This is a genomic window from Streptomyces sp. WAC 04229 (assembly GCF_003947455.1).
In the GTDB taxonomy this organism is placed as follows: domain Bacteria; phylum Actinomycetota; class Actinomycetes; order Streptomycetales; family Streptomycetaceae; genus Streptomyces.
This window is the reverse complement of the sequence record NZ_QHJH01000317.1, coordinates 1-4593: the sequence shown is the minus strand read 5'-3', so window position 1 is coordinate 4593 and position 4593 is coordinate 1. Positions and strand designations below refer to the sequence as shown.

At 72.5% G+C, this 4593-nt stretch carries 3 protein-coding genes and 1 pseudogene; 3 read left to right on the top strand and 1 reads right to left on the bottom strand.

Annotation, left to right across the window (positions count from 1 at the left end):
• Positions 1-104 precede the first annotated feature (104 nt).
• Positions 105-458: an ADP-ribosylation/crystallin J1 gene (locus tag DMH12_RS37225; RefSeq protein ID WP_125495698.1), complete on the top strand. Its 354-nt coding sequence runs from the start codon at positions 105-107 to the stop codon at positions 456-458.
• A gap of 83 nt (positions 459-541) precedes the next feature.
• Complete coding sequence (locus tag DMH12_RS37220) at positions 542-1555, top strand: endonuclease/exonuclease/phosphatase family protein (RefSeq protein ID WP_125495697.1); 1014 nt, start codon at positions 542-544, stop codon at positions 1553-1555.
• 30 nt (positions 1556-1585) lie between these two features.
• Here DMH12_RS37220 and DMH12_RS37215 read toward each other — a convergent pair whose 3' ends face one another.
• A complete protein-coding gene (locus tag DMH12_RS37215) occupies positions 1586-3667 on the bottom strand; it encodes a PhoX family phosphatase (RefSeq protein ID WP_125495696.1) in 2082 nt (693 codons plus the stop codon).
• A gap of 265 nt (positions 3668-3932) precedes the next feature.
• Between DMH12_RS37215 and DMH12_RS37210 the strand changes: the two are divergent.
• A pseudogene (locus tag DMH12_RS37210) lies at positions 3933-4593 on the top strand (Toxic cation resistance protein); the annotation flags it as partial.

The window sequence follows — 4593 nt, the reverse complement described above, 5'->3', positions numbered from 1 at the left end:
CCCCCACACCACCCGCCACGGATCCCACGGCCCCCGGGACGACCCGCACCAGGCTCTGAAATCGCTTGGCGGCGCCCGTCCGCGGTCGGCTACCGTCACCGCTCATGCCCGAGACGACGACCCTGTGGCGCCCCACGGGCCCCGAGGAGTTGGCCCTGGTCGAGGCCGCCGACTGGACGGCCTGGCCGCCGCGCCTGCCCGAACAGCCGATCTTCTACCCCGTCCTCAACGAGGACTACGCGATCCGCATCGCCCGCGACTGGAACGTCCCCGCCTCCGGCTCCGGATACGTCACCCGCTTCGAGGTCGACACCGCCTTCCTGGAGCGCTACCCGGTGCGCCAGGCCGGCGGGGAGACGATCCTGGAGCTGTGGGTCCCGGCGGAGGAGCTGGCCGAGTTCAACCGGCACATCGTCGGCCGTATCGAGGTCGTACGGGAGTTCCACGCGCCGGCGTAGGTCCGGGCGCGCAACTCTCGCGGCCCCGTCCTCGTCTTTGAGGGAGGATTCGGGCATCGCATCCGCGAGCGAAGGGCCGTTACGTGGACACGGACACCGACACGGCGACCGGTGAGTGGTCCCCCTCCCCCGGCCGACCGGCCGGCCGCCGCACCGGGCGGCGTTTCGGAGCCTGGTGCGCGGCGCTGCTCTTCGCCCCGGTGAGCGTGGTCGTCGGCTGCCGCGTCGCGGACACCGACGGCGTCACCCCCGTACCGCAGCTGCTCGCCTTCCTGCCCTGGCTGCTCGTGCCGACCGGCGCCGGACTGCTGCTGACGCTCCTCGCGCGGTGGTGGACCGGCGCGGTGTGGGGCGTCGCGCTGCTCGGCCTGCTGGCCTGGTTCATCGAGCCCTACGGCAAGTCCGTCGACCCCGCCGGGCCACCCCTCGCCGAGCTGCGGGTGCTCACCTCGAACGTCGAGTTCGGACAGGGCACCCGCGCGCTCGTCGCGGCCGTCCGCGAGGAGAAACCCGACCTCATTTTCGTACAGGAGTGCGAACACACGTGCGACGCGGCACTGCGCCGCGACCTCGCCGCCGACTACCCCCACCGGGAGGCGGTCGAGGGCGGCGGCTCCGAGGGGTCGGTCATCCTGAGCACCTACCCGCTCGAGGCCACCGCCGGCGTCCCCGCCACCATGGGCATGCCGGGCGCCGTCGCCGACGTGCGCGGCCACGCCGTACGGCTCCAGCTCGCGCACCCCATGCCGCCGCTGCCGGACCAGGTGGGCCTGTGGCGCGACGAGCTGGACGCGCTGCGGGACGCGGTCGCCGGGGACCGCTCCACGCCCGCCGTGGTGGCCGGGGACTTCAACGCCTCCCAGGACCACGCCGCCTTCCGCCGCGTCCTCGACACGGGGCTGCGCGACGCCGCCCGGCTGGCCGGGGCCGACCGTACGGTCAGCTGGCCGGCCCGGACCGCCCCGGCGTTCGGCGTGCAGATCGACCACGTCCTCGTGTCGGAGGACTTCGCCGCGCGCGGCGCCCGGTTCCTGGACCTGGCCGACACCGACCACCGCGCGCTGGTCGTCGACCTCACGCTGCACGGGGCCGGCTGACACCGGCCCCGCACGGCGCGACCGGCGGGCTCAGACGCCGATGTCCTCGCCGTCCGCGCGCCACACCGCCACGACCGCCGGGCGCACGATCTTCCCCGGCCCGTCGGGCCAGGTGCTGGCGGGCTCCTCCACGGAGGCGCCGTCCACCTCGCCCGGGTGCTGCACGGCGACCAGCACACGCCGGTCCTGGATGAGCGGACCGCAGGTCTCCGCGCCGGTCGGCACGGTCAGGAACTGCTTCAGCTCGCCGCGCCGGTCACCCTTGGTCGCGACGCCGAAGAGGCCGTCGTGGGTGCCGAGCGCGTTGCCGTCGGTGGAGATCCACAGGTTGCCGTGGTCGTCGAAGGCCACGTTGTCCGGGCAGGAGATCGGGCTGACCCGGTCCTTCGGGAAGCCGGCGAAGTAGGTCGCCGGGTCCTCCGGGTCGCCCGCGACCAGGAACAGCGACCAGGCGAAGCCGGTGGCGTCGGCCCGGTTCCAGCGCTCGGTCAGCTCCAGGACGTGCCCGTGCTTGTTGGCGTTGCGCGGGTTGGCCTCGTCGGGCTTGGCGTTGGACCCGACCCCGCGGTTGGAGTTGTTGGTGAGGGCGACGTAGACCTTGCCGGTCGCCGGCGACGGCTCGATGTCCTCGGGGCGGTCCATCTTGGTCGCGCCGACCTTGTCCCCGGCGAGCCGCGTGAAGACGCACACCTCCTCGGCGCTCATGCCCTCGACGTGCGAGACGGCGCCGTCCTCGGTCGCGGTGACCAGCGGGATCCAGCGGCCGCTGCCGTCGAACTCGCCGTCGCGCGGCAGCCTGCCCGTGCCGTCGATCTCGATCGCCGGGGAGTCGCCGCTGAGCTTGGCGACGTACAGGGTGCCCTCGTCGAGCAGTGACAGGTTGTGCTCGCGCGCCGAGCGGCTGCTGCCGTGCCGCATCCGCTTGCTGCCGACGAACTTGTAGAAGTAGTCGAACCGCTCGTCGTCGCCGGTGTAGACGACCGGGCGGCCGTCCCAGGTCAGCCGCACGGTGGCGGCCTCGTGCTTGAAGCGGCCGAGGAGCGTGTGCTTGCGCGGCGTGGACTCGGGGTCGTACGGGTCCAGCTCGACGACGTACCCGAAGCGGTGCACCTCGTTCGGCTCCCGGGCGACGTCGAACCGCTTGTCGAACCGCTCCCACTTGCGCTCGGTGGCCCCGGTCCCGATCCCGTACCGCTTGTCGGTGTCACGGCTGCTGTTGGCGAAGTACTGGTTGAAGTTCTCCTCGCCGTGCAGCGTCGTGCCCCACGGGGTGGTGCCGCCGGAGCAGTTGTTGAGGGTGCCGAGCACCTTGCGCCCGGACCGGTCGACGGAGGTCTTCACCAGGTCGGACCCGGCGGCGGGCCCGGTCAGCCGGAACTCGGTGGTGGCGGTGACCCGCCGGTTGAGCCGGTGCCGCGAGACGGGCGTCAGCCGCCCGCTCCGCCGCTCCTCCTCCACGGCCACGACGGACAGCCCGTGCGCGGCCCAGGCGATCTCGACCTGCTCGCGGGTCGGGTTCTCGGGGTCGTAGCCCCGGAACATGAGGATCTCGTCGGTGTACTCGTGGTTGGCGACGAGGACCTGCCGGTCGCGCTCGCCGTGCAGCGGCAGCAGTGCCAGGAAGTCGTTGTTGTACCCGAACTGACCGGCCTGGGCCTTGGCGGTCTGCTTCTCCGGGTCGAAGGCGGGCGCCCCGCGCAGAATGGGTTCACCCCAACGGATCACGACGTCCTGCCGGTAACCCTCCGGAACGGTGACCGTGTCGTCCGTGTTGGGTGCGACGGGCGTGAACCGCAGCCCGCGCGCGCCCTGCGGTTTCGGGTGGTGCCCGTGCCCCCGGCCGGCCACCGGCGCGGCCTGCGCCGACGGCGCCCCGGCCACGCCCACGGCCCCGGCACCCGCCGCGGCGACGGTGACGACGGCCGCGGCACGCATCATGGAACGGCGGCTGAGCGCACCGGCGATCACATCACCGACGTATTCGTTGGAGCTGGTGTTGGGCACCTCGTGGAAGCAGGCGTCACCACACCGGAAACGACAGGTCATGGCGGACCGGCCGCCCGGGTGCGAGCCGGACGACGGTGTCCCGATCAACGGCAGCAGCTTGCGCACAGTGTTCTCCCCTGAGAAACCCTTGGATGCCCTTGGTGTCAGCGCGACCGTAGGTGCACATACGTGCGGGAGCCGGGCGGCGCGGTGAACGGCGGGTGAACCCGTGGCAGCCGGAGGGGAATTGTCGCGCCGTCTCGATCCCACCTTGACGCGCCCGTGCTTTCGTGGCAGACCCTGCACAAGATCACAAGTCGGGACCGCTAACCTTACGTGTCCGTCCTGGCCAGGGATTGACGGGCATCAACTCACCCGAAGGGTTGCGCACATGGGCATTCTCACTCTCCTGCGGAACGCGTTCGGCCGGTCACGCAAGGAACAGACCGCCCCTGCGGAGGGTGCGACGCAGAAGACGGCACCGCCGGTCACCGCGCCGGAGCCGAAGCTCCCGTCCCAGCCCACCGCACCCCCGAAGACCACGGCCCAGCCGGAGTCCACCCAGGTCCCCGAGCCCCGCTCGGAATCCACCCCTGACGAACACGACCTGGTGAAGGCAGCCTTCACCAACGTCAACGTCCCCAAGCCGACCCCGGAACCGACCCCGAAGCCGGAGGCGAAGGCGACCCCGGAGCCGGAGGCGAAGGCGACCCCGGAGCCGGAGGCGACCCCGGAGCCGGAGGCGAAGGCGACCCCGGAGCCGGAGGTGAAGGCGACCCCGGAGCCGGAGCCGGAGGCGAAGGCTGACCCGGAGCCCGAGCCGGAGGCGAAGGCGGAGGAGCCCCCGACCGCCCCGGAAGCCACCCCCGAACCCGCAGCCGCCGACGGCGAGGACGCCCCACAGGGGCCACCCGCACCTGACGACGAAAGCAGCACGGGTGGTGCGGGTGGGAACAAGGACTCCGAAGGCGAAGCCGAGGAGACCAAGCAGCCGGAGCCGGAGGCCCCCGCCGAGGAGACCAAGCAGCCGGAGCCGGAGGCCGCCGCAACCC

Coding starts and splice junctions, on each gene's coding strand:
- DMH12_RS37225 (WP_125495698.1), top strand. CDS start 105: ATGCCCGAGACGACGACCCTGTGGCGCCCCACGGGCCCCGAGGAGTTG.